The 23,352-nt window shown below is 74.8% G+C and carries 22 protein-coding genes; 10 read left to right on the top strand and 12 right to left on the bottom strand.

Features of this window, described 5'->3' with window-relative positions:
• Positions 1 to 78 precede the first annotated feature (78 nt).
• From ACFWI8_RS02335 to ACFWI8_RS02325, 3 genes are read right to left on the bottom strand one after another with little or no spacing between them, the layout of a single operon-like run.
• Positions 79 to 2,145 carry an FtsX-like permease family protein gene (locus ACFWI8_RS02335; RefSeq protein ID WP_387084626.1) on the bottom strand — a complete coding sequence of 689 codons (2,067 nt, stop codon included), beginning with the start codon at positions 2,143 to 2,145 and terminating at the stop codon, positions 79 to 81.
• Positions 2,142 to 2,660, bottom strand: a complete 519-nt coding sequence (locus ACFWI8_RS02330) for an ABC transporter permease (RefSeq protein ID WP_387084624.1) — start codon at positions 2,658 to 2,660, stop codon at positions 2,142 to 2,144. The genes ACFWI8_RS02335 and ACFWI8_RS02330 overlap by 4 nt, the downstream gene beginning before the upstream one ends.
• Before the next feature lie 4 nt (positions 2,661 to 2,664).
• Positions 2,665 to 3,393, bottom strand: a complete 729-nt coding sequence (locus tag ACFWI8_RS02325; protein WP_387084622.1) for an ABC transporter ATP-binding protein — start codon at positions 3,391 to 3,393, stop codon at positions 2,665 to 2,667.
• Positions 3,394 to 3,562: 169 nt separating this feature from the next.
• Between ACFWI8_RS02325 and ACFWI8_RS02320 the strand changes: the two genes are divergently transcribed.
• Positions 3,563 to 4,807: a sensor histidine kinase gene (locus ACFWI8_RS02320; protein ID WP_387084620.1), complete on the top strand. Its 1,245-nt coding sequence runs from the start codon at positions 3,563 to 3,565 to the stop codon at positions 4,805 to 4,807.
• Positions 4,795 to 5,439 (top strand): response regulator, encoded by a 645-nt coding sequence (locus tag ACFWI8_RS02315; RefSeq protein ID WP_387084618.1) that lies wholly within the window; start codon positions 4,795 to 4,797, stop codon positions 5,437 to 5,439. The genes ACFWI8_RS02320 and ACFWI8_RS02315 overlap by 13 nt, the downstream gene beginning before the upstream one ends.
• A gap of 23 nt (positions 5,440 to 5,462) precedes the next feature.
• On the opposite strand, the gene ACFWI8_RS02310 is transcribed toward ACFWI8_RS02315, so the two are convergent.
• On the bottom strand, positions 5,463 to 6,938 hold the full coding sequence (locus ACFWI8_RS02310; protein WP_387084616.1) for an MFS transporter: 1,476 nt from the start codon (positions 6,936 to 6,938) through the stop codon (positions 5,463 to 5,465).
• A 152-nt stretch (positions 6,939 to 7,090) separates the two neighbouring features.
• Here ACFWI8_RS02310 and ACFWI8_RS02305 point away from each other — a divergent pair, with 152 nt between their 5' ends.
• Positions 7,091 to 7,669 carry a TetR/AcrR family transcriptional regulator gene (locus tag ACFWI8_RS02305; RefSeq protein ID WP_387084614.1) on the top strand — a complete coding sequence of 193 codons (579 nt, stop codon included), beginning with the start codon at positions 7,091 to 7,093 and terminating at the stop codon, positions 7,667 to 7,669.
• Positions 7,670 to 7,684: 15 nt separating this feature from the next.
• Here ACFWI8_RS02305 and ACFWI8_RS02300 read toward each other — a convergent pair whose 3' ends face one another.
• Positions 7,685 to 9,577 (bottom strand): AMP-dependent synthetase/ligase, encoded by a 1,893-nt coding sequence (locus ACFWI8_RS02300; protein WP_387084612.1) that lies wholly within the window; start codon positions 9,575 to 9,577, stop codon positions 7,685 to 7,687.
• Between the two features lie 8 nt (positions 9,578 to 9,585).
• Complete coding sequence (locus ACFWI8_RS02295; protein WP_387084610.1) at positions 9,586 to 10,923, bottom strand: acetyl-CoA C-acetyltransferase; 1,338 nt, start codon at positions 10,921 to 10,923, stop codon at positions 9,586 to 9,588.
• A gap of 70 nt (positions 10,924 to 10,993) precedes the next feature.
• Here ACFWI8_RS02295 and ACFWI8_RS02290 point away from each other — a divergent pair, with 70 nt between their 5' ends.
• Both ACFWI8_RS02290 and ACFWI8_RS02285 read left to right on the top strand, forming a co-directional pair.
• Positions 10,994 to 12,307 (top strand): 3-oxoacyl-ACP reductase, encoded by a 1,314-nt coding sequence (locus tag ACFWI8_RS02290; protein ID WP_387084608.1) that lies wholly within the window; start codon positions 10,994 to 10,996, stop codon positions 12,305 to 12,307.
• 1 nt (position 12,308) lies between these two features.
• A complete protein-coding gene (locus ACFWI8_RS02285) occupies positions 12,309 to 13,148 on the top strand; it encodes a MaoC family dehydratase (protein WP_387084606.1) in 840 nt (279 codons plus the stop codon).
• Here the strand turns inward: ACFWI8_RS02285 and ACFWI8_RS02280 are convergent.
• Positions 13,131 to 13,799: a TetR/AcrR family transcriptional regulator gene (locus ACFWI8_RS02280; protein ID WP_387084604.1), complete on the bottom strand. Its 669-nt coding sequence runs from the start codon at positions 13,797 to 13,799 to the stop codon at positions 13,131 to 13,133. The genes ACFWI8_RS02285 and ACFWI8_RS02280 overlap by 18 nt on opposite strands.
• 106 nt (positions 13,800 to 13,905) lie before the next feature.
• Here ACFWI8_RS02280 and ACFWI8_RS02275 point away from each other — a divergent pair, with 106 nt between their 5' ends.
• From ACFWI8_RS02275 to ACFWI8_RS02265, 3 genes are all read left to right on the top strand, one after another.
• Positions 13,906 to 14,382 (top strand): SCP2 sterol-binding domain-containing protein, encoded by a 477-nt coding sequence (locus ACFWI8_RS02275; RefSeq protein ID WP_387084602.1) that lies wholly within the window; start codon positions 13,906 to 13,908, stop codon positions 14,380 to 14,382.
• Between the two features lie 17 nt (positions 14,383 to 14,399).
• A complete protein-coding gene (locus ACFWI8_RS02270) occupies positions 14,400 to 15,614 on the top strand; it encodes an acyl-CoA dehydrogenase family protein (protein ID WP_387084600.1) in 1,215 nt (404 codons plus the stop codon).
• Positions 15,615 to 15,746: 132 nt separating this feature from the next.
• Complete coding sequence (locus ACFWI8_RS02265) at positions 15,747 to 16,031, top strand: hypothetical protein (protein WP_387084598.1); 285 nt, start codon at positions 15,747 to 15,749, stop codon at positions 16,029 to 16,031.
• 229 nt (positions 16,032 to 16,260) lie between these two features.
• Here ACFWI8_RS02265 and ACFWI8_RS02260 read toward each other — a convergent pair whose 3' ends face one another.
• The gene (locus ACFWI8_RS02260; protein WP_387084596.1) at positions 16,261 to 17,097 is read right to left on the bottom strand and encodes an NAD(P)H-binding protein; all 837 of its coding nucleotides are present in this window, start codon (positions 17,095 to 17,097) and stop codon (positions 16,261 to 16,263) included.
• 142 nt (positions 17,098 to 17,239) lie between these two features.
• On the opposite strand from ACFWI8_RS02260, the gene ACFWI8_RS02255 reads away from it, so the two are divergent.
• Complete coding sequence (locus tag ACFWI8_RS02255; protein ID WP_387084594.1) at positions 17,240 to 18,097, top strand: AraC family transcriptional regulator; 858 nt, start codon at positions 17,240 to 17,242, stop codon at positions 18,095 to 18,097.
• Here ACFWI8_RS02255 and ACFWI8_RS02250 read toward each other — a convergent pair.
• A complete protein-coding gene (locus tag ACFWI8_RS02250) occupies positions 18,094 to 18,912 on the bottom strand; it encodes a TrmH family RNA methyltransferase (RefSeq protein WP_387084592.1) in 819 nt (272 codons plus the stop codon). The two genes, ACFWI8_RS02255 and ACFWI8_RS02250, sit on opposite strands and share 4 nt — an antisense overlap.
• Positions 18,913 to 18,994: 82 nt before the next feature.
• The gene (locus ACFWI8_RS02245) at positions 18,995 to 20,098 is read right to left on the bottom strand and encodes a winged helix DNA-binding domain-containing protein (RefSeq protein WP_387084798.1); all 1,104 of its coding nucleotides are present in this window, start codon (positions 20,096 to 20,098) and stop codon (positions 18,995 to 18,997) included.
• Between the two features lie 114 nt (positions 20,099 to 20,212).
• Between ACFWI8_RS02245 and ACFWI8_RS02240 the strand changes: the two genes are divergently transcribed.
• Entirely contained in the window at positions 20,213 to 21,199 is a 987-nt protein-coding gene (locus ACFWI8_RS02240) for a helix-turn-helix transcriptional regulator (protein WP_387084590.1), read from the top strand.
• 57 nt (positions 21,200 to 21,256) lie between these two features.
• On the opposite strand, the gene ACFWI8_RS02235 is transcribed toward ACFWI8_RS02240, so the two are convergent.
• A complete protein-coding gene (locus ACFWI8_RS02235) occupies positions 21,257 to 21,499 on the bottom strand; it encodes a DUF2630 family protein (RefSeq protein ID WP_311595073.1) in 243 nt (80 codons plus the stop codon).
• A 111-nt stretch (positions 21,500 to 21,610) separates the two neighbouring features.
• A complete protein-coding gene (locus ACFWI8_RS02230) occupies positions 21,611 to 22,891 on the bottom strand; it encodes an FAD-binding protein (protein WP_387084588.1) in 1,281 nt (426 codons plus the stop codon).
• Positions 22,892 to 23,352 lie beyond the last annotated feature (461 nt).

Genomic DNA, 23,352 nt, shown 5'->3' with positions numbered 1-23,352 from the left:
CCAGGGCCACAGGGGGCGTTCCTTCGGGGGTTGCCAGGACACGGGGCGTTCCTCTCTCGGTTTTCCGGGGTTGTCGGGTCAGTCGGGGAGGCCCATGGCGCGGATCGGGTCGGCGCGCAGGGCGAGCCGGGCCGGCACCAGCAGGGAGGCCGTGCCGACGGCGGCGGCCGTGCCGGTGACGGCGAGGTAGAGCGCCGGCGGCATGGCGGGCACGGGATGGCCGGTGAGGCCGTAGCCGATGGTGACCAGCGGCAGCAGGGGGACGAGCGTGCCCACCAGGACGGCGCCGCCGACGAGCAGCACGGCCTCCGCGTGGAACATGCGCAGTACCTGCCGTGGGGTGGCGCCGGCCAGCCGCAGTAGGGCCAGCTCGCGGGCGCGCCCGCTGACGGTGGCCACCAGGGTGTTGGCGACGGCGAGCGCCAGATAGCCGTACACCAGGATCAGCGGCAGGGCGCTGGTGAACAGGACCAGGGCGAAGGTGGACCGCTGGGCGGCCGCGTAGCCGCTCGCGTCCGAGACCAGGAGCCCGGGGTGGTGGCGCGTCAGCTCGGTCAGGGCGGTGCGCAGCGCGTCCGGGGCGCTGTCGGGCCGCGCCGCGACCAGCAGGCTCTCGGTGCGGTGGTCGGTCGTGTGGGCGACGACGGTGTCGTGGGGGAGCAGGACGTCGCCGAAGCCGAGACCGCGGTCGTAGACGGCCACGACCCGGCTCCGGAGCGCGGTGCCGTCCCCCAGGTACAGGTCGACGCTGTCGCCGACGCCGGCGCCCAGGGTGCCGGCGGCCGTTCGGCTCAGGGCGACGCCCCGGTCGTCCAGCTCGGTCAGGTCGCCGGCGCGGACGCCGAGGTCGAGGGTGCCGTCGACTCCCGCCGGGTCGACGCCGAGCGCCGGATAGTCGAAGACCTCCGGATCGCCGAGCATGTCGGTGACCGCGTACACCGTGGTGGTCGTGGCGCGCGTGACGGCGCGGACGGCGGGCAGGTCGGCGACGCGGTCCACGACGGTCGCGGGGACGCCGGTCCGGCCGCCGGTGAGGACGTGGTCGGCCAGCACACCGCGGTCGACGTCGCGGGCGGCGCCGGCCGACATGGTGGCGGGGATGAAGAGTTGGACGCAGGAGAAGCCGATCGCCAGGAAGAGCGGTGCGGTCGCGGCGGCCAGTCGGCGCACGTCGCCCAGCGCGCCCGCGACCGCCAGGTGCCCCGGCCCGCCGAAGTGGCGCCGGACGGGCGTGGCCAGCACTCGGGTGGTGGCCAGGACCGCGCTCCGGCCGAGCAGCACGACGGCGATCACCATCACCAGACCGCCGGTGCCGGCTCCGACGACGGCGAAGACGGTGTCGAACGCCAACGGCAGGAACGACGCCGCCGTGCCCAGCAGCAGGAGCACGGTGCCCAGCACCGTGCGCCCCCGCCCGGCGTTCTGCCCCTCCGCCGCGCCGGCCGCGTCGCGCAGGGCGTCGGCCGGGCGGAGGCGGGCGGTGCGGCGGACGGCCGCCCAGGCGGCCAGCTCGGCGACCGCCAGGCACCCCGCGACCGCGACCACCAGGGGCAGCGGCCCGACGGTGAACGTCAGGTCGCCCGGGATCAGGCCCACTGCCGCGAGCGCCCAGCGCAACGCCCGTGCCAGCAGCACGCCGGGCAGCAGCCCCACCAGACCGGCGGCCGCGGCGACGACCGCGACCTCCCCGGCGACCAGCTTGGCGATCTGCCGGGGCGTCGCCGCGACGGCCCGCAACACGGCCAGTTCCCGGCGCCGTTGGTGCAGCGCCAGGCTGAGGGTGCCGGCGACCACCAGCGTCGTGATCAGGACCACGGCCGCGCCCAACGTGCCGGCCAGTTCCGTCAGATCGCCCCGCGCCCGGCCGAGGTCGGGGAACTCGGCGCGGGCCACGCCGCCGCCCGTGGCGACGGTGGCGTTCTCCCCTTCCACCGCGGCGGTCAGCCGGTCGGCGAGGGCGCCGGTATCGGTGCCGGGCTCGCCGAGTACGCCGATGGCGTCCACCTGGCCCGGCGTGCCGTTCAGCCGCTCGGCCTCGGCGTCGGGGAAGAACAGGGCGGCCTGCCGGGCCAGCGTCCCCTCGGCGGGGGCGACCAGGCCGACGACCGTGTAGCGGCCGGCGCCGGGGCCAGCCGCGACGGTCACCCGGTCACCCGGTCGCCGACGCCGGCGCCGGCCCGTTCCGCCAGACCCCGGTCGAGGACGACCTCGCCCGTGGCGCGTGGCTCCCGACCGGACGTCGGGGTGAAGGGCGCGAGGGCGGCCGACGACCAGCCGTGCCCCAGGGAGGGATGGCCGTCGGGCCCGGCCAGCGGTCTCCCGTCCGGGCCCACCACCTCGGCGGGGAAGGTGAGTTCGGCGACGGCGGCCGCGACGCCCGGCAGCTCGCCCAGGCGGTCGACCAACTCGAAGGGCAGCTCGACCTGTTCGGTGGCGGGCTCGGCCTGGGTCTCGCCGCCACGCCCGACCTCGATCGTGCGGTCGGCGGTGACCACGGCCGACGCCGAGGCATGGCGCTCGGCCTCGGCGTGCGCGGTGAGTCCCGTCTGGAGGACGACGCCCAGCGCGGTGAGCAGCGCGGAGGCGCCGACGAGCGCGACGAACGAGGCGGCGAGTCCACCGAGGTGGCCCCGGAGCAGTCGGGGGACGAGGTGGCGCACCGGGTCATGCCTCCAGCCGGGTCATGACGGAGGCGACCCGCTCGGTCGTGGGTGCCGGCATCCGGTGGCGCAGCCGTCCGTCGGCGAGGAAGAGCACCTCGTCGGCCCTGGCCGCGGCGGCCGGGTCGTGGGTGACCATGACCACGGTCTGGCCGAGTCGCTCCACGGAATCGCGCAGCAGGTCGAGCACCCGCCGCCCGGTCCGCAGGTCGAGCGCGCCGGTGGGTTCGTCGGCGAACACCACGGCGGGGCGGGTGATCAGGGCGCGGGCGATGGCGACGCGCTGCTGCTGGCCGCCGGAGAGACGGGCGGGGCGCAGCTGGAGCCGGTCGGCGAGCCCCACATGGGCCGCGGTCTCGCGGAGGTGGTCGGGGTCGATAGGCCGGTCGGCGAGCCGCAGGGGCAGGGTGATGTTGTCGGCCACGGTCAGCGACGGCAGCAGGTTGTACGACTGGAACACGAAGCCGACCAACTCACGGCGCAGTGACGTCAGTTGGGCCTCGTCGAGCTCGGTGAGGTCGACGTCGTCGATGCGGACCGTGCCGCGCGTGGGCCGGTCGAGTCCGGCGGCGCAGTGCAGCAGGGTGCTCTTACCGGAGCCCGAGGGGCCCATGATCGCCGTGAAGCCGCCCCTGGGGAAGGCGAGGGTCACGTCGTCCAGTACGGCGACCGGGTGGCCGCCGCCGTCATACGTCTTGGTCACCGAGTCCAGGGTGGCCGCCGCCGGGTTCATCGCGCTCCGCCTGTGGTTGGTCGATTGCGGGTTCCCACGCTAGAAACCGCAGGTCGGCGAGCACATCCCACAGGTGGGCCTCTCGCCGGTGGCACCGGTGGGAGCCCCGGGGGTGGTGCCGGCACCACCCCCGGGCGGGGCGCGGCGGCCGCGGGTAGGCTCCCTCGGCGTGACCTCAGCCCCGCCCCGCTCCCTCGCCGAGGCCAGGCGTGTCGGGGCCGCGCTGGCGCGGGGCGGTGCCACGGCGCTGGGCGCGCTGCTCGCGCTGCCCCTGCTGCTGGCGACCGGACTGCTGTGCCTGGTCGGCCTCGGGCTGCCGCTGCTGCCGGAGGCGGCCCGTGCGGTACGGCGGCTGGCCGGCGCCGAGCGACGGCGGGTGGACCGGGCGCTGGGCACCACCACGGCGGCCCGCTACCGGCCGCTCGACGGCCCGCTGCCGGAGCGGCTGCGCGTCGCCGTGTCCGACCGGGCCGGGTGGCGTGACCTGCGGTGGTTGCCGGTGCATGGCCTCAGCGGGCTGCTCGCCGCGTTCCTCGGCCTCGGCCTGCCGCTGGCCGCCCTCAACAACCTGACCATGCCGCTGTGGTGGTGGGCGGTGCCCGGTGCGCCGCCCTCCAGCGTCGGCTTCCCCGTGGACTCGTGGGCCAGGGCGGCCGTGATGCCGCTCTTCGGCGCGCTGCTCGCGGCCGTCTCCTGGCTGTTGGCGCCCCGGCTGCTGACCGGCCAGGCCCGGCTGAGCCGGGCGCTGCTCCTGCCGCCGGCCGGGGTGTCCCTCGCCGAACGGCTGGCGGAGGTCACGGCGAGCCGGGCCGCGGCGCTGGAGGCGCACGGCGCGGAACTGCGGCGGATCGAGCGGGACCTGCACGACGGCACGCAGAACCGGCTGGTCGCCGTCGTGATGCGCGTCGGACTGCTCGAACGCGCCCTGCTGCGGGGCGCCCCGGAGGAGGCGCTGCCGCTGGCCCTGGGCGCCAGGCAGGCCGCCACCGAGGCGCTCGACGAACTCCGTGACGTGCTCCGCGGGATCTACCCGCCGGTCCTCGACGAGCGGGGCCTCGACGGCGCGGTCGCCGCCCTCGCCGCCCGCTGCCCCGTGCCGTGCGTCGTGGAGACCGAGGGGCTCCGCCGTGGCCCGGCGGCCGTCGAGACGGCCGCATACTTCGTCACCGCCGAGGCGTTGAACAATGTGGCCAAGCACAGCCGCGCCACCCTGGCCAGGGTGCGCCTGACCTCCGAGGAGAGCCTGCTGGTGATCGAGGTGACCGACGACGGCGTCGGCGGCGCGGAGGAGCGGGCCGGCACCGGCCTCGCCGGGATGCGCCGCCGGGCCGCCGCCCTGGACGGGCGCCTGCGGGTGGACAGCCCGCCCGGTGGCCCGACCCGGCTGCGCGTGGAGCTGCCGTGCGGGTGGTGATCGCCGAGGACGACGCGCTGCTGCGTGAGGGCCTGACCCTCATCCTGGCGGGGGAGGGCCTCGACGTGGTGGCCGCCGTGGACACCGCCGAGGCGTTCCTGGTCGCCGTGGCCGAGCACCGCCCCGACGCGACCGTCGTCGACGTGCGGCTGCCGCCGGGATTCAGCGACGAGGGGCTGCGGGCGGCCCTGGAGGTGCGGCGCCGCCATCCCGGCCTGCCGGTGCTGGTGCTCTCCTCCTACGTGGAGGACCGCTACGCCGCCGAGCTGCTCGCGGACGGCGCCGGGGCGACGGGCTACCTGCTCAAGCAACGGGTCGGCGAGGTGACGGAGTTCACCGAGGCCCTGCGCCGGGTCGCGGCCGGCGGCACGGCCATGGACCCCGAGGTCGTGGCCCAACTCCTCACCCGCCGACGCGCCGACGACCCGCTGCGCACGCTCACCGACCGGGAGCGGCAGGTGTTGGCCCTGATGGCCGAGGGCCGGGCCAACGCCGAGATCGCCGAGCTGCTCGTGGTGAGCGAGGGCGCGGTCAACAAGCACGTCCGCAGCGTCTTCGCCAAGCTCCACCTGGCACCGGGCGACAGCGGCCACCGCCGGGTCCTCGCCGTCCTCGCCTACCTCAACCGATGACCCCGGTGCCGGTGCCGGCACCGTCAGCCCGACGTGACAGGGGCGTCGGTCGTCGTCGACGGCGCCTCGCGATGGGCCGCGAGTCGCGGCAGCAGGAAACTGGCCGCGAACGCGACGATCATCATGCCGATGGGCAGCAGCAGAGTGAGCTGGAACGCCCGGCTCGAGTCGTCCGCCCACCCCGCCGGTGTGGGTTCGGCCGGCAGCAGACCGAAGAAGAGCGCGCCGATGGCGGAGACCCCGATCGCGGCGCCGGTCTGCTGCAGGGCGTTCAGCACGCCGGACGCCGAACCGGCCTCGGTGACCGGGACGTCGGAGAGCGCGAAGTCCATCACGATCGAGATGGAGAAGCCCATGCCGGCCCCGCCGACGAGGAGCGGCAACGCAAGCGCCACCGCGCCCGCGTCCGGGCCCTGTTGCCGGACCACCAGCAGCATGGCCAGCAGGCCGAGCGTGGTCACCACGAGCCCCACCTGGACGATCCGTCGCCCGAACCGCCGGGCCAGGACGTTGATGGCAAGACCGGCGAACACCGCCGCCGCCAGCCCCCACCAGATCCCGGCGACGCCGGCCCGCATGATGCTGTAGCCGAGCCCGTTCTGCAGGTAGACGGTGAAGGTCAGGAAGAAGCCGAACACCGCGCCGAAGCCCAGCAGCAGGATCGCCATCCCGCCGGTGAACGAGCGGTGCCGGAACAGCGACACCGGCAGCAGGGGAGAGGACGCCCGCTGCCGCTGGTGGACCACGAAGAGGGCGAGGGCCGGCACCGAGAGCGCCAGGCTGACGAACGTCCAGGCCGGCCAGTTCTCCTGGTGCCCCACCGCCAGCGGACAGAGCAGGAGCAGCAGCCCGGTCGCCACCAGGACCATGCCCATGATGTCGAGCCTGGTCGCGGTCGTCGACCGCGACTCCGGCAGCAGGAGGTGGGCGGCCACCAGCGTCAGCAGGCCGACCGGCACGTTCACCAGGAAGATCAGCCGCCAGCCGAGTCCGGCGATGTCGCTCTCGGTCAGGAGCGCGCCCACGACGGGGCCGCCCACCGAACTGACCGCGTACATCGCGCCGGCCGCGGTGAGCGGCCTGGCCCGCTCGTGCGGGGCGTACATGACCTGGATGGTGGCGATCACCTGGGGCACCATCAGCGCGGCGGCCAGGCCCTGGGCCACCCGGAAGGCGACGAGCTGGCCGCCGGTCTGGGCCACCGAGCACAGCAGCGAGGTGAGCACGAAGAGACCCATGCCGGCCGTGAAGACCCGCTTGCGGCCGTAGAGGTCGCCCAGGCGCCCGCCGGTGATCAGGCCGACGGCGAACGGCAGCGAGTAGCCGGCGATCAGCCACTGGAGCGCGGCGCCGCTCGCGTTGAGGTCCTCCTGGACGGGTGGGAGCGCCACGTTGACGATCCCCGTGTCGAGCAGGTCCATCAGCATGCCGACGAGGAGCACGCTGAGCGCGGCCGTGCGTCGTCGCGGCTCCGGTGTGTGCGCTTCCGCTTCTTTCACGGTCGTCTCCCGCCGCTCTTCCGCGGTCCGTCCTCCGGGTAGCGACCGGAACATCCGCCCGCGCCAGAGAGGTTGACGGCGTCAACCTAGCGCTCGGGGTGTACACCGTCAACCCGAGGTCCCCCAAGAGGGGTGCGCGGTATAGTCGAAATGTGGCCCCCCATACGCGTGAACTGCTGCTATCCGCAGCGGCCGAGCTGCTCGATGCCGGCGGGCGCGAGGCCGTGACCCTGCGCGAGGTGGGGCGCCGTGCCGGTGTGTCACACAACGCCCCGTACAAGCACTTCGCCAACAAGGAGGCGCTGCTGGCCGGCGTCGCCGCACGCGAACTCACCCGACTCGGCGCGTCGTTGGCCGCCCTCCCGGAGCGGGACCTGCCCGCGGGCGCGGTGTTGCGCGCGGCCCTGCGGGAGTACGTGGGTTGGGCACTGGCCTACCCCGCCCGTTTCGCGCTGGTCTTCGGCGTCTGGACCACCGAGTTCGGTGATCTGGCCACCGCCGCCGACTCCAGCCGGAGCACGCTGCTCGGCATCGTCGAGGCCGCCCAACGGGCGGGACAGCTCCCCCCGGGCGACACCGAGCGGATGACGGGCCTGCTCCAGGCCGTCGTCCACGGTGGCGTCGGCCTGGCCGTGACAGGGCACCTGGCGGTCGGCGGCAAGGGAAACGCCGACCCGGACGGCCTCGTCGACGACCTCCTCGGCCATCTGTGCGCGGTCCCGACCGGTTGAGGGCGCCGTGGCGGCTCAGCGTCCGGCGTAGAGCTTCGCTATCTCGTCCGCGAACGCCTCGGCGACCGCCTGCCGTTTGACCTTCATCGAGGGGGTCAGCATGCCGTTGGCCTCGCTGAACTCGCCCTCGACCAGGGCGAAGGCGCGGATCGACTCGGCGCGGGAGACGGCCTCGTTGGCGTGGTCCACGGCGCGTCGGACGTCGGCCAGGAGCTCGGGGTCGTCGCGCAGCTCGGCGAACGGCGTGTCGCGTGGCCGCTTGTGGACCGTGAGCCAGTGGGCGAGTTGGTCGGCCTCCAGGGTGATCAACGCCGCCACGAAGGGGCGTTGGTCGCCGACCACCAGGCACTGGCCGATCAGCGGGCGGCCGCGCAGCCGGTCCTCCAGCACGCTGGGGGAGACGTTCTTGCCGCCGGTGGTGATGAGGATGTCCTTCTTGCGTCCGGTGATGCGCAGATAGCCGTCCTCGTCGAGGGAACCGAGATCGCCGGTGGCGAGCCAGGAACCGGGCTCCGTGGCGCCGGCGGCGACCGTGCCGCCGCGCACCAGCACCTCGCCGTCGTCCGCGATCCGCACCGCCGCGCCCGGCACCGGGTGGCCCACCGTGCCGGGGCGCGGCGCGAGCGGCGGGATCAGGGTGGCGGCCGAGGTGGTCTCGGTCAGGCCGTAGCCCTCGTAGACCACGATGCCGCAGCCGTAGAAGAAGAGGTTGAGGCGGCGGTCGAGCGGTGAGCCGCCGCTGATGGCGTAGCGCAGCCGGCCGCCGAGCGCCGCCCTGATCCGCCGGTAGACCAGCAGGTCGTACAGGCCCTTGGCGAGCCGCAGCCCGAGCCCGGGCCCCCTTCCCGTGCCGAGGTGGGCGGCGAGCGCCGCCTCGCCGTAGGCCACGGCGATCCGGTCGGCGCGCTCGAACGAGGCGCCCCGGCCGAGCCGTTCGGCCGTCGCGCGGCCCGTGTGGTGGATCTTCTCGAAGAGATACGGCACCCCGACGATGAACGTGGGGCGGAAGGAGGCGAGTTCGGGCCGCAGGTCGTCCGGTCTGACGCTCGGACAGTGGCCGATGACGATGCGCGCCGACACGCAGGCGATCTGGATGGTGCGGCCGAGGATGTGGGCGAGCGGCAGGAAGACCAGGGTCTCCGGGGTCTGCCGGGTGATCTCCTCGAACACCGGCTTGAGCAGGGCGACCAGGTTGGCGGTCTGGGCGTGCAGGTTGGCGTGGCTGATGGCGCAGCCGCGCGGTCGGCCCGTGGTGCCCGAGGTGTAGACGACGGTGGCGATCGTGTCCGGGGTGAGCGCGGCACGGCGCGCCGTCACCTCGGCCGCCGGGATCCGCTCGCCGGCCGAGGTCAGCCGCGCCACGCAGCCCTCGTCGATGACCAACAGGTCGGGCGCGTCGTCGAGTTCGGCGAACGCCGCCCGTGCCACCTCGGCGTGCTCGGCGGTCTCAACGACGAGCAGGCTCGCGCCCGAGTCCCGCAGGATCCACTCGACCTGGGCGGTGGAGGAGGTGGCGTACACGGGCACGCTCTGGCCGCCGGCCGCCCAGATCGCGAAGTCGAACAGGGTCCACTCGTAACGGGTGCTCGACATCAGCGCGACCCGGTCGCCGGCGCCGAGGCCGGCGGCGATCAGCCCCCTGGCCAGTCCTGACACCTCCGCGGCGAAGGCAGCCGCGGTGACCGGCCGCCAGCCGTCCGGTGTCCTGCGGCGCAGCACCACCGCGTCCGGCGCCTCGGCCGCGTTGTCGAACGGCAGGTCGGCGGTACTGCCCGCGCGCGGCGGCGGCACCAGCGGCGCCACCCGGACCTCGCGCACCACGCCGTCCTCCGTGACCACCTCGGCGGGCGCGCGCGCTTCGCGCGCGGCCTGTGCCCTGGCCCTCCTGAGATCCCCACGAGCACCCATGTCGGCTGTCAGCTCCCTTGCTGGTCTTCCCGTGGACGTTCGAGGACGGCGGTCACGCCCTGGCCGCCGGCGGCGCACACCGAGATCAGGCCGTGCCCGTGGCCGCGCTCGCGCAGCAGCGCGGCGAGGGTGGCCACGATACGGCCGCCGGTGGCGGCGAAGGGGTGTCCGGTGGCGAGCGAGGAGCCGACCACGTTGAGCCGGTCGCGGTCCACGATGCCCAACGGCTTGTCGAGGCCGAGCCGGCTCTCGCAGAACCCCGGGTCGGCCCAGGCGGCGAGGGTGGCCAGCACCTGCGCCGCGAACGCCTCGTGGATCTCGACGAAGTCCAGGTCCGCCAGGGTGAGTCCGGCGTCGGCCAGCAGCCGGGGGACGGCGAAGACCGGCGCGGTCAGCAGGCCGTCCTCGGCCCCCTGCGCTCCTCCTTCGGGCCCCTCGGGGCCCGGGACGAAGTCCACGGCGGCGGTGCGGGCGTGGGTGAGGTAGGCCAGCACCGGCAGCCCGCGGGCCGCCGCCCACTCCTCGGTGGCCAGCAGCACGACGGCCGCGCCGTCGGTGAGCGGCGTCGAATTGTCCGCCGTCATGGTGGGTTCGGCCAGCTCCCGGCCGAACACCGGGCGCAGGCGTGCCAGTTGCTCGACGGTGCTGTCGGGGCGCAGGTTCTGGTCCCGCTCCAGGCCGCGGAACGGGGTGACCAACTCCTCGAAGAAGCCCCGGTCGTAGGCGGCGGCGAGCCGACGGTGGCTGGCGGCGGCCAGCGCGTCCTGGTCGGCCCTGGTGATGCCCCACCGGGCGGCGGTGAGCGCGGCGTGGTCGCCCATCGAGAGGCCGGTGCGCGGCTCGGCGTTGCGCGGGATCTCCGGCAGCAGGTGGCTCGGCCGCGCGCCCGCCAGGGCGCGCAGCCTGCCCGGCAGGGTGCGGGCGCGGCGGGCCCGCAGCAGGGTGCGGCGCATCCGGTCGTCGAGCGCGAGCGGCACGTCGCTCGCGGTGTCGACGCCGCCCGCGATGCCGCAGTCGACCTGGCCGAGCGCGATCTTGTTGGCCACCTGGATGACCGCCTCCAGGCCCGTGCCGCAGGCCCGCTGCAGGTCGAGCGCCGGGGTGCGGTGGTCGAGCGCGCTGCCGAGCACGGTCTCCCTGGCCAGGTTGAAGTCGCGGCTGTGCTTGAGCACCGCGCCGGCCGCGAACTCGCCGACCAACTCGCCACGCAGCCCGAACCGGTCCACGAGGCCGGCCAGCGCGGCCGACAGCATCTCCTGGTTGGAGGCGGTGGCATAGGGACCGTCGGCCCTGGCGAACGGGATGCGGTTGCCCCCGAGGATCGCCACCCGGCGCGTCGTCGTCATCTGCCACCTCTCGTCGTACCGCGCTTGTCTTACTTTTCAGTAGACTTACCCCGCAGTAGGGAGGAAATCAATGGCCGATCGCTATCTCTCCTTCGCCACCAGCCGGGCCGGCGCCGCGCTCGTCGGCCGGCTCGGCCTGCCCAGGCCGGCCCGCCTCGTCCGGCACCGTCCCGGGCTCCCGGTGGCGCGCGGGCCCGTGCTGCTCGGCGAGTCGGACGGCGGCCGGCTCGGTGGGGCGCTGCGCGCCGCCCTCGACTCCTGCGGCGCCGAGCTGGCGCCACACGCCGAGGCGCCGGCCGCCCTGGTCTTCGACGCGACCGGCATCCGCGAAACCGGCCGGCTCGACCAGGTGCACGCGTTCCTCCACCCCAGGATCCGCGCCCTGACCCCCTGCGGCCGGCTGCTCGTGCTCGGCACCCCGCCCGAACTGGCCGCGTCGCCGGGCGAGTCGGCGGCCCAGCGGGCGCTCGACGGGTTCGTGCGCTCCGTCGCCAAGGAACTGCGCGCCGGAGCCACCGCCCACCTGCTGCTCGTCGCCCCCGGCGCCGAGGACGCCATCGAGTCCACCGTGCGCTTCGCGCTCTCGGCCCGCTCCGCCTATGTCTCGGGCCAGGCCGTGCGGATCGGCCCCGGCGGGCGGGCCACGGTCCCCGAGGACTGGGAGCGCCCGCTGGCCGGCCGTACCGCGCTGGTCACCGGCGCGGCCCGGGGCATCGGGGCGACCGTGGCCGAGGTGCTGCACCGCGACGGAGCCCGGGTGATCGGCGTGGACGTGCCGGCGAGGGGCGCCGAACTGCGCGCCACCATGCAGCCGTTGGCCGGCACCGCGGTGGAGCTGGACATCACGGCGGCCGACGCGCCCGACCGGCTCGCCGAGCGGGTCGCAGGCCTCGACGTCCTGGTGCACAACGCCGGGATCACCAGGGACCGCACGCTGGGCCGGATGGCCGCCGACCGCTGGCGCGCCGTCCTCGACGTCAACCTGGTCGCCGTGGAACGGCTCACCGAGCGGCTGGCCCCGGTGCTGCCGGAGGGCGGCCGGATCGTGTTCACCTCCTCCATCAGCGGCATCGCGGGCAACGTCGGACAGACCAACTACGCGGCCAGCAAGGCCGGGTTGATCGGCCTGACCCAGGCACTCGCCCCCGTGCTCGCCGACCGCGCCGTCACCGTCAACGCCGTCGCCCCCGGCTTCATCGAGACCCGGATGACCGCCGCCGTCCCGTTCCCGGTCCGGACGGCCGGCCGCCGGCTCAACTCCCTGAGCCAGGGCGGACTGCCCGTCGACGTCGCCGAGGCCGTCGCCTACCTGGCCTCCCCGGGCAGCGGCGCCGTCACCGGCCAGCTGTTGCGGGTCTGCGGCCAGGCCCTGCTGGGGGCCTGAAGTGCTGGCCAGCTACGCCAGGGCGCTGCTCCCCAGGCGACCGGCCAGAACCGGCGTCGTCCCCGAACGCCAACTCGTCGTGCCGGCCGCGCCCCAGGACCCGCTGCGGATCGCCCGCTACGCCGAGCTCTGCGGCTTCCCGCCGGAACCGGCCGCGCTGCCCGCCACCTACCCGCACCTGCTGGCGTTCCCGCACACGCTCGCCCTGCTCACCCGCCGCGACTTCCCGTTCCCCGCGCTCGGTCTCGTCCATCTGGCCAACCGGATCGAGCGGACCAGGCCGATCGGCGCCGACGAACCGCTGGGGCTGCGCGTGGCGCTCACCGCGGCCCGGCCGCACCGCAGGGGCAGCGCCTTCGACGTGGTCGCCGAGGCCACTGCTGGTGGAAGCGAGCCGGTCTGGCGGTCCGTCAGCACCTACCTGCACCGCGACCGGCAGGCCGCGCCCGGCCCGCGACCACGCCCCGAGCAGCCCCAACCCGGCCCGCTGACCGAGCGGTTGACCGCGCCGGCCGGCGTCGGCCGCCGCTACGCCGCCGTGTCGGGCGACCGCAACCCGATCCACCTCCACCCGCTGACCGCCCGCCCCTTCGGCTTCCGGCGCGCCATCGCGCACGGCATGTGGGCCAAGGCCCGCTGCCTCGCCCTCCTCGCCGGGGCCGAGCCGCTGCCCGACGCGTTCGCCGTGTCCGTCACCTTCCACGCCCCACTGCCGCTGCCGTCCCGCGCCGAACTGCGCGCCGGGCCGCGCGACGCGGGCCGCGCCTTCGAGCTACGCGCCGCCGACGCCGGCCGCGTCCACCTGCGGGGCCTCGTCGAGCCCCTAGCCCTCCGGTCGTGACCAGACCTCGCCGGCCAGCACGTTCCGCATGCCGACCCACATCACGTTCATCAGCCGCACCGTGACCGCCTCGGGCGACTCGCCGGGGTGGCGCTCCATCCAGTCCGTCAACGAGTCGGCCGCGCCCACCAGCGCGTGCGCCACGAACTCCGCGTCCTCGGTGCCGAGCCTGACCGGGCCGCCGCCGCCCTCGGCGATGCCGGCGCCGACCAGGCCGGTCACCTCCGCCATCACCGAGCGCCTGGCCGCCGCCAGCTCGCCCGCGATCTCCTCGCCCTGCTCGGGCGCCTGCCGGTGCATCACCACCCAGCTGTCCCGGTGCTCGGCCACGTAGCCGAAGAACGCCGCGAGCCCGGCCCACAGCCGGCCCTCGGGCGGGCCGCCGGCGTCCGCCGCCTCCCGGAACGCCGCCACCAGGCGGGCCGACTCCCGCCTGACGCAGGCGACGAACAGGCCCTCCTTGGAGCCCAGGTAGAGGTACACCATCGGCTTGGAGATCCCGGCCAGCTCGGCGATCTCGTCCACCACGGCGGCGCGGTAGCCGCGCTTGGAGAAGACCTGGACCGCGGCGTCCAGGATCTCCTGCTCGCGCACGCTCCTGGGGAGTCGGCGTCTCGGCTTGTCCGGCTTGTCGTCTGGCTTGTCGGTCACCTTGCCACACTACCCAGTGGCTCACTTACCCTACTCGTCAGTAAGTCTACTTCGGAGTAAGCTAACGGTGTCCGTGCCCCGTTGGTCAGAGAGTGAGATGAGCGCCGTGGCCGAGCCCACGCAGAACCTGGAGGACCACGACTTCTCCAGCGTCACCCCGGAGGACTTCGCCGCCCTGGTGAAGCAGTCGTCGGCCAGGGAGCTCGACGAGCTGATGCGCGGCGAGCTGCGCCAGCGGGTGCTCGCCGAGATCTTCAGCCGGATGACCCGTCAGTTCCGGCCGGAGAGCGCAGGCTCACTCACCGCCCTCATCCGCTGGGAGCTCACCGGCGGCAAGGGCGAGCCCACGGCTGTCTACGACGTGTCCGTCGCCGACGGCGCCTGCACCGCCACCCCGGGCCCCACGGACGCCACCCCGCGCGTCACCCTCGCCCTCAGCGACGCCGACTTCCTCCGGCTGGTCTCCGGCAACGCGAGCCCCGTGCTGATGTTCATGACCCGCAAGCTCAGGGCCACCGGCGACGTCGCGCTCGCCTCCGGGCTCGCCCGCCTCTTCGACATCCCCAAGCCCACGAAGAACTGACGGAGGACCGGAGCGAGATGAGCGGCTTCTCCCTCGACCTCACCGAGGAACAACGCGACCTGCGGGACTGGGTGCACGGCTTCGCCGCCGAGGTGGTGCGCCCGGCCGCCGCCGAATGGGACGACCGCGAGGAGACCCCCTGGCCCGTCATCAGGGAGGCGGCCAGGATCGGCCTCTACGGCTTCGAGTCGCTGGCCGAGATGTACGGCGACCCCACCGGACTCTCCCTCCAACTCGCCAACGAGGAGCTGTTCTGGGGCGACGCCGGCATCGGCATGGCCGTCTTCGGCACCCACCTCGCCGTCGCCGGCATCTTCGCCGCCGGCACCCCCGACCAGCTGGCCGAGTGGGTCCCGCAGTGCTTCGGCGACGCGGAAGAACCGAAGGTGGCCGCGTTCTGCGTCTCCGAGCCCGAGGCCGGCTCCGACGTCTCGGCGATGCGCACCAGGGCCCGCTACGACGAGGCGCGCGACGAGTGGGTGCTGAACGGCCAGAAGGCGTGGATAACCAACGGCGGCATCGCCGACGTCCACGTCGTCGTCGCCGCCGTCGACCCGGCGCTCGGCGCCCGCGGTCAGGCCGCGTTCGTCGTCCCACCAGGCACCAGGGGGCTCACCGGCAACCGCAAGATCAGGAAGCTCGGGCTGCGCGCCTCGCACACCGCCGACGTCTTCCTCGACGACGTCCGCGTCCCAGGACACTGCCTGCTCGGCGGCCGCGAGCGCCTCGAACACCGCCTGGCCCGCGCCCGCGAGGGCGGCCAGGCCAAGGGCCAGGCGGCGATGGCCACCTTCGAGGTCTCCCGCCCCACCGTCGCCGCCCAGGCCCTCGGCATCGCCCGCGCCGCCTACGAGTACGCCCTCGACTACGCGGGCCAACGCGAGGCGTTCGGCCGCCCCGTCGTCGAGAACCAGGCCATCGCCTTCACCCTCGCCGACCTGCGCACCGAGATCGACGCGGTCCGCCTCCTCATCTGGCGCGCCGCCTGGATGGGCCGCAACGAGAAGCCGTTCACCGCGGCCGAGGGCTCGATGTCCAAGCTCCGCGCCGGCGAACTCGCCGTCCGCGCCACCGAGCAGGCCGTCCAGATCCTCGGCGGCGCCGGCTACAGCCGGGACCACCCGGTGGAGCGGATGTACCGGGACGCCAAGATCTACACCATCTTCGAGGGCACCAGCGAGATCCAACGCCTCGTCATAGCCCGCGCCATCACCGGGCGGCAGATCCGCTGAGGGGTCCGTGACGGCCGTCAACTCCTGTTGTGACCAGCGGCTTTGTCAGTGCCCGCCGGTAAACTGGAAGCAGTGTTCGAGAGAGCCTCCGGAGCGATCCTGAGGCTCTCGACGACGAACGGGAGGACCCCTGTGACGGCTTCCGCACCCACTCCGACGCCCGTGCTCTTCGATCTTCCGTACGCGCCGCTCGCGAAGGCGCCGCTGCCGGCCGGGCAGCCGCGGGAGTGGTACATCGCGCACAACCGCAGGCTGAAGGCCATGCGGCTCACCATCGCCCTGCTCGACGCGGGCGTCCGCACCCCGATCCAGGCGCGGGACCGCGTCATACGGGACATGGCCGCGCGCATCGGCATCCACCCACCGTCCGCCGCCACCTGCCACATGGTGCGTGCCCTGATGTGCTACACGCGTTAGCGCTCACGGCCGCCGTCTATAGGATCAACCCGCCCCGGACAGTGGGGTGTTGCCGCATGAGAGGTGGGTTACCCATGGACGACTTCCTGGAGGACGTGGTCGGCGAGGTCCTCGACGAGACGGAGGACGCCCTGGAGGAGGTCGGCGTCGACGTGGAGATCGACGGCGACTGAGCCCGTCCGGCCGGTAGGCCCCTCGCCGCGGCACGCGGCCGGGGGGCCGACCACCGTCACGCCCAGGCGCCCGCCGCGGCGGTCTCGGTCGCGTAGGCGGCGAAGTCGACCGGTTCCCGGCCCAGCAGGCGCCGCACCCCGTCGACCGGCTCGGCGACATGGCCGGCGCGCATGTTGGCGTACATCTCGTCCAGATCCCGGACGACCTCCTCCGGGAGGCCCTCGGCCAGCAGTTCCGCCCGGTACTCCGCGGGGTCGAGTTCCACGAACTCGATCTCCCGGCCGGCGGCCTCTGCGATGGTCCGCACCGCGTCAGCGAAGGTGAGCGCCCGGGGCCCCGACAGCTCGTGGACCTGCCCGTGGTGGCCGTCCGTCGTGAGCAGGGCCGCGGCCACGTCGGCGATGTCCCGGGTGTCCACGAACGGCTCGGGCGTGGCGCCGATCGGCAGGGCGAGTCGGCCGGCCAACAGCGGGGCGCGCCAGGCGGCGTCGTCGTCGAAGTTCTGGTTGAAGTTGTTCGGGCGGATGACGCTCCACTCCACGCCGGAGTCGCGCACGGCCCGCTCCGCCGCCGCCATGCCCTGGAAGGCGTCGGCCGGCAGCCGCTCGATGCCCCGCCCGGAGAGCGCCACGAAGCGGCGGACACCCGCCTCGGTCGCCTGCTTCACGAAGGCGTCGACCGGCGCCGGGTCCTCGGGGGCCACGAGGTAGACGGCCGAGGCCCCGTCCAGGGCGGCGGCCCAGGTGTCCTGGTCCGACCAGTCGAAGCGCGTCTCGGCGGAGCGGGACGCGGCACGGACGCGGCGGCCAGCCGCCCGCAGCGCGCCGACCAGGAGGCGCCCGGTCTTGCCCGTCGCGCCGAGAACCAGGATGTCGTCGTCGTGTGTCGTCATGCCGTTCAGTCAACCCGCGACGCGGGGTGGCGGACATGGCCGCCCGTACGCGGGCCATGTCCGATCGTCCGGCCGCCAGGCCCTGTCCGGCCGATCTTTCCTGACCCGAAAAGATGACCGGACAGGACCTAGAGTGAAGAGCATGGACCCGTTCGACGAACTGCTGCGCGGTGTCCGCGCCGACAGCACCGGCTTCCGCCGGGCCGATCTCGCGCCGCCCTGGTCGTTGCGCGCCACCGACGGCGCGCCGCTCACGCTGTACGCGCCGCTGCGCGGCGAGGCATGGGCGTCCCCGGGACCGGGCGAGGAGGCGCGTGCGGTGCGGGTCGGCGACGCCGTGCTCGTGCGCGGCTCGGCGCCGTTCGTGCTCTCCGACCCGCCCGGCGCCACCGAGCCGGTGGCGCTGCTGGTCGCGGCGTACCACGTGCGGGGCCGGGCCGCCCGGCGGCTGCTCGACGTGCTGCCGTCGGTGCTCGTGGTGCCGGGCGGCGACGACTGCGCGGCGCTGACCGACGCCCTCGACACCCAGCTCGCCGCGTGCCCGCCGGAGCGGCAGGTGGTGCTCGACCGGCTGCTCGACTGGCTTCTGGTGTGCACGCTGCGGGCCTGGTTCGACGAGCCGGACGCCCTGTCGCCCGGCTGGGCGCGGGCGCTGGGCGACGAGGTGATCGGGCCCGTGCTGCGCGCCATACACACCGCGCCCGAACGCCCCTGGACGCTGGCCACCCTGGCCCGCGAGGCGGGGGTGTCGCGCACCACGCTGGCCAGCCGCTTCACCAGGCTGGTCGGCGAGCCGCCGCTCACCTACCTGACGACGTGGCGCATGACCGTCGCCGCCGAACTGCTGACCGAGACCGCCGACACGGTCGGCGCGGTGGCGCGCCAGGTCGGCTACGCGGACGCGTTCGGCTTCAGCGCCGCCTTCAAGCGGGTCCACGGGGTGAGCCCGAGCGAGTACCGCGCCTGCCGGGAGCCGGAGCGGGAGTGCGCGCCGGTCTAGGGCCGGCCACGCCGGCCGCGCTGGCGCGCGGCCTCGTAGAGGACGACCGTGGCGGCGCTGGCCGCGTTGAGCGAGCTCGCCGAGCCGGTCATCGGGATTCGCAGCACCGCGTCGCACCGCTCGCGCCAGCCGGCGCTCAGCCCGACCGTCTCGTTGCCGACCGCGAGCAGCACGGGACCCGTCAGGTCGAAGTCGGCGACGTCGGCCTCGCCGTCCTCGTCGAGGCCGACCACGGTGACCGGCGTGCCGACACCGGCCAGCCAGGCCGACACCTCGCGGTGTCCCGGGGAGCGCACCACCGGAAGCGCGAACAGCGAACCCGTGCTCGCCCGGACCGACTTGGGGTCGTAAACGTCGGCCGCGTGGCCCGTCACCACCAGGCCGTGCGCGCCGAAGGAGTCCGCCGAGCGGACGATGGTGCCGATGTTGCCCGGGCTCGTCGGGCGGTCGAAGAGCACCCCGAGGAAGTCGGGGCCGACCGGAATGCGGGACAGCTCGTCGGCCGGCAGCTCGGCGACGGCGACCAGCTCGGGCGCGCCCTCGTCCTTCTCGCCGAGCTCCGCGAGGAGTTCGGCGGACATCGCGACCTTCTCGGCCCGCGCCTCGGCCAGCAACTCCTTGGCCCACCGTGAGAGTTGCCGGTCCGCGTCGAACAGCAGCGCCCTGATCGGCCAGCCGTGGGCCACGGCCTGGCTGATCGGCCGCACCCCCTGCACCAGGAACTCCCGCGCCCGCTGCCGCTTGCTCCGGTTCGCCAGCTGTGCCTGCCACTGCTGGAACCGGGCGTTCCGCGTCGTGATCCGCAACCCCGCCACCTGCGCTCCTGCTCCGTTCCGTCCGCTCGGTCTCCGCCGGCCAGCAGGCTATCCCGGCGGGCGGGTTCCGCCGCGCGGCCGCTCAGTCCGAGGATGCCGGGACGCGCACCCGGTCGCTCTCGCCTTCCGAGAGGAAGGCGGCCAACTCCCGTCCCTCCTCGGCGACCTCGGCACGCTCGGCCTTCGAGAGGCGGCGCAGCGGGGCGACCGTCACGGTGCCCGCCTCGACCTTCCAGGTCGCGGCGACCCGGCCGTCGACCAGCACGACGCGCTCCCCGGCGACGGACAGGCCGCGGTGCGCGTCGTCGATGATCCGGCCGCGGTCGTGGTAGCCGAGGATCGCGTTGTCGAACGCCGGCAGGAACCGCACCGGCGCCGGCGTGTCCGGGGCGGGGCGTGGCGCGTCCGGGAGGTCGACCAGTTCGCGGCCGCTCTCGTCGCGGAAGGTCACGAGCTCCGCGCGGATCGCCTTCACCGCGGCCTGCAGCCCGGCGAGGCCCGACCAGGCGCGCACGTCGGCGACGGCGGCCGGGCCGTACGCGGCCAGGTAGCGCCGCACCAGCGCCCGGCCTACCGCGTCGGTGCCGTCCGGGGCAGGCGGGGCGAGCTCACGGCCGAGCCAGGTGGCGAGCGGCAGGTAGCGCGCCCCGCCCCGGGCGCGCCACAGGCCGCGCGGTGGCAGCTGCGCCATTGGGACGAGCGCGGCGACCAGGACCTCCCCGAGGCCGCGCGGCCCTGCCTCCGGCCAGCGTTCGGCGAGCGCCCGCCCGAGCTCGGGCATCGACCTGGGCTCGCCGTCCGCGACCAAGGCCCGGCCCGCCGCGGCGAGTTCGTCGAGGTCGACGCCGGCGATCTCGCGCCGGAAGGCGCTGGTCACGCGCTGCCGCAGCATCGCGTCGTGCCGGGCCCGCCAGGCCAACGCGTCGTCCGCGGTGAGGAGATGGACGGTGCCGCGCATGACGCGGGTGCGCACCACGCGCCGCCCGGTCAGCAGCTCCGAGAGGACCGCCGGGTCGAACGCGCGCAGCCGCGACCAGAGTCCGACGAACGGCTCCTGCGGCTCCTGGGCCTGGAGGCCGCCGAGGTGGGCGACGGCGTCGGGCACCGGCAGGTCGGCGCGGTCCAGCAGCAGCTGCCGGGCGAGCGTGGCGCGGTTGAGCGCCCGGGTGTCGAGCACGGGCGACATGGTCGTGGTGGTCACGGCGGGTGGGCCTTCCGGGAGTTCGCTTCGTCGGGCACCACCCAGGATCGCAGCAGAAGCGGACAGAAGGTGTCCGCTTCTCCGGGCAGAATCGGGGCCATGCCGAAGACCTCAGCGCGGCTCCTGTCGCTGCTCTCACTGCTCCAGGCCCGCCGGGACTGGCCGGGGGCGGTGTTGGCCGAGCGGCTCGACGTCAGCCCGCGCACCGTGCGTCGCGACGTCGACCGCCTGCGCGAGCTCGGCTACCCGATCGTGGCCGTGAAGGGGCCCGACGGCGGGTACCGGCTGGACGCCGGCACCCGGTTGCCGCCGCTGCTCTTCGACGACGAGCAGGCCGTCGCGCTCGCCGTCGCGCTCGGGATCGCCACCACCACGGGCGCCGGCATCGAGGAGGCCGCGGCGCGCGCGTTGCACACGGTGCGGCAGGTCATGCCGGCCCGGCTGCGGCATCGGGTGGACGCCCTCCGGGTCACGGCCGTCGAACACCCCGGTGACCGGGCGCGCCCCCAGGCCGACCCCCGGGTGCTGACGGCGGTCGGCGATGCCGTTCAGGCCCGCGAGGTGCTGCGCTTCGACTATGCCCCGGGCTCCGGGGCGGACGCCGCCGGGGCGGAACCGGCGCCGCCGCGCCGGGCGGAGCCGCACCACCTCGTCACCCGGGGCGGGCGGTGGTATCTCGTCGCCTGGGACCTCGACCGGGCCGACTGGCGCACCTTCCGGGTCGACCGGATCGCCCCGCGCGTCCCCACCGGGCCCCGCTTCGCGCCGCGCGAGCTGCCCGGCGGCGAGGTGGCCGCCTTCGTCGCCGGCAGGTTCCGGGGCTCCGCCGGTGCCGGCGACTGGCCCTGCCACGGCGAGGTGATCCTGGACCTGCCGGCCTCCGAGGTGTCCGCGTTCGTCGGGGACGGGGTGGTGGAGGAGCTCGGCCCGCGCCGCTGCCGACTCACCATCGGGGCGTGGTCGTGGCCGGCCCTCGCGGCCACCATCGGCAAGTTCGACGCGGACGTCGAGGTCGTCGGCCCCGGCGAGCTCAGGGACGCCTTCGCACGCCTGGCCGGCCGCTTCGCCAGGGCCGCGGGGGAGTAGCCCGGCCGGGCGCGCGGGTGGCGGCGCTCACCCCCTGGTGGCCGGCGTCGGGACGGTTCAGCTCTCGTACCCCTCGACCTCCCAGGCCGGCCGCTCGGTCGCGCCGGCCGGGTCCTCGCCGAACTCCAGGCGGGCGCGGCGCTGGCGCAGCAGGTCCCAGCACTGGTCGAGTCTGGCCTCGACGTCGGTCAGCCGGATCCGCTCGCCCTCCTGGAGCCCGTGGCCGACGGAACGCTCGCGCAGCGCGCGCTCCTCGGCCACGAGCTCACCGACACGGGCAAGGATGTCCTTGTCGTCCATTGAGTCAGATTAGGTGCGAAAAGGGCACCGGGCCACCGGGCCGCCGGGCCACCGGGCCGCCGGGCCGCCGGGCCGCCGGGCGGGGGCCAGCCGGGGCCGGCGTCCCGGCCGTCACCGCGGCGCCGCGTCGAGCAGCCGGGAGACGTAGGCGTTGCGGAACCGGCCGCCGGGGTCGTGGTCGAGCACCAGCCGGCGGAAGTCGGCGAACCGCTCGTAGCCGGCCACGACCACGGCCGGCGCGGCCGCCGTCACCTTGCCCCAGTGCGGGCGGGCGCCGAGTGGCAGCAGCCGCTCCTCGATGGCCGCGACCACCTCCAGCACCGCCTCGGGCCTGCGGTGCCAGGTGAAGTGGAAGGCCACCGAGTCGCGGCCCTGGGTGGGGGAGAGCCACAGCTCGTCGGCGGCGATGGTGCGGACCTCGGAGACGTACAGCAGGGGCGCGATCCGGTCGCCGAGCTCGCGTAGCGCCGCGAACGCCTCGCGCACGGCGGACCTCGGCAGGAACAGCTCGGACTGGATCTCGTCGCCCTCGCGCTGGAAGAAGGCCAGCCGGAAGTGCGGCAGCCGGTCGTACCAGGGGCCAGGCACGCCCAGCTGCGGGGTGCAGGTCTCGGGCGGCATGCCGGGGATGGGGTGGAGGGCGGTCTCGGACAGTCGGCCGCCGTGCCAGTCGGGCCCCGGGTGGCCGGCACCCTGCCGGTCGACCCGGCGCTTGAGCCAGATGCCACCCTCGCCGCCGCGCCAGTCGGTGAAGGTGCTGACGCTGTGACCGGCGCCGCTGATGTCGTCGAACTCGGCGGCCACCGTGTCCAGCGGGACGCCGGTGTAGACCCACTGAGCCACGTCGTAGGTCGGTTCCAGGTCCAGGGTGAGCGCGGTGACGGGGCCGAGCGCCCCCAGGTTCACCACCGCGCCGGCGAAGCGCTCCGGGTCCTCGGCCCGGCTCAGCCGCAGCGGGTCGCCCTCGGGACCGATGAGCTCGATCGCCGCCACCGAACTGGCGAGGCCGCGCAGTTCGTTTCCCGAGCCGTGGGTGCCGGTGGCCACGGCGCCGGCGACGGTGATGTGCGGGAGCGAGGCCAGGTTGGGCAGCGCGAAACCGGCGGCGTGCACCTCGGCGCAGAAGTCGGCGTACCGCAGCCCGCCACCCACGGTCACGGTGGCGGCGTCCCGGTCGATCTCCACGCGCCGCGGCAGGCCGTCGAGCCGCACCTGGTCCTCGGTGGTGTCCGCGATGTCGCTGAAGGAGTGGCCGGCCCCCAGGACCCGCACGCTCCGCGCCGTGGCGACGACGCGCCGCAGTTCGTCGATGGTGCTCGGGCGGTGCGACCGCGCGGCGCCGAAGGTGATGTTCCCCGCCCAGTTGCGCGCGGGCGTCCCGGTTGTCAGCATGCGGCGACCGTAATACGAATCCCTGTGCGACGGGTAGCGGTCACCGCCGGTCAGCGGCGGGCGCCGTCGCGCACCGGTGCGCGACGTCAATGCGGCGCCCGCGCGGTTCATGCGATCGGGTGGCCCGATCCGAGTGGCGGAACGATTTGGCGGCGTGCGAACCGGCCAGTTTCCCCGGCCCCGCCGCCCCGCCCCGCGGGCCCCGGTGGGCCTTCGGGGCGCCCGGAGGACGGAAAAGCATCACCCCCCGTCGATCGGACGGTCTGCTTACCGTTGATCGGTAGATCACAAACCCCGCTGGGCGACTTGTCCGAAAAGCTGCTGAGAGTGCTGCGTTCGGCGACGTTTCTGCGCTCTGATATGCGGAGGCGCGAGCGGTGGGAGCGCGCGCCGACCACGTCCTGGCAGGGCCGCGTTCAGGTCGTTGAGCGACGTCCGGGAGACCCCGCGGAGCCCGCGGG

The sequence above is a fragment of the Streptomyces sp. NPDC127098 genome (assembly GCF_042722465.1).
Taxonomy (GTDB): domain Bacteria; phylum Actinomycetota; class Actinomycetes; order Streptomycetales; family Streptomycetaceae; genus Streptomyces; species Streptomyces millisiae.
Note: the sequence above shows the minus strand (reverse complement) of the source record. Positions and strands in the feature narration are given on the sequence as shown.

Excerpts from the sequence above, each read along its gene's own strand:
- ACFWI8_RS02325 (WP_387084622.1), bottom strand. The coding sequence starts at position 3,393 with ATGAACCCGGCGGCGGCCACCCTGGACTCGGTGACCAAGACGTATGAC.
- ACFWI8_RS02300 (WP_387084612.1), bottom strand. The coding sequence starts at position 9,577 with ATGGGTGCTCGTGGGGATCTCAGGAGGGCCAGGGCACAGGCCGCGCGC.
- ACFWI8_RS02295 (WP_387084610.1), bottom strand. The coding sequence starts at position 10,923 with ATGACGACGACGCGCCGGGTGGCGATCCTCGGGGGCAACCGCATCCCG.
- ACFWI8_RS02290 (WP_387084608.1), top strand. The coding sequence starts at position 10,994 with ATGGCCGATCGCTATCTCTCCTTCGCCACCAGCCGGGCCGGCGCCGCG.
- ACFWI8_RS02270 (WP_387084600.1), top strand. The coding sequence starts at position 14,400 with ATGAGCGGCTTCTCCCTCGACCTCACCGAGGAACAACGCGACCTGCGG.
- ACFWI8_RS02260 (WP_387084596.1), bottom strand. The coding sequence starts at position 17,097 with ATGACGACACACGACGACGACATCCTGGTTCTCGGCGCGACGGGCAAG.
- ACFWI8_RS02255 (WP_387084594.1), top strand. The coding sequence starts at position 17,240 with ATGGACCCGTTCGACGAACTGCTGCGCGGTGTCCGCGCCGACAGCACC.
- ACFWI8_RS02245 (WP_387084798.1), bottom strand. The coding sequence starts at position 20,098 with ATGTCGCCCGTGCTCGACACCCGGGCGCTCAACCGCGCCACGCTCGCC.
- ACFWI8_RS02240 (WP_387084590.1), top strand. The coding sequence starts at position 20,213 with ATGCCGAAGACCTCAGCGCGGCTCCTGTCGCTGCTCTCACTGCTCCAG.
- ACFWI8_RS02235 (WP_311595073.1), bottom strand. The coding sequence starts at position 21,499 with ATGGACGACAAGGACATCCTTGCCCGTGTCGGTGAGCTCGTGGCCGAG.
- ACFWI8_RS02230 (WP_387084588.1), bottom strand. The coding sequence starts at position 22,891 with ATGCTGACAACCGGGACGCCCGCGCGCAACTGGGCGGGGAACATCACC.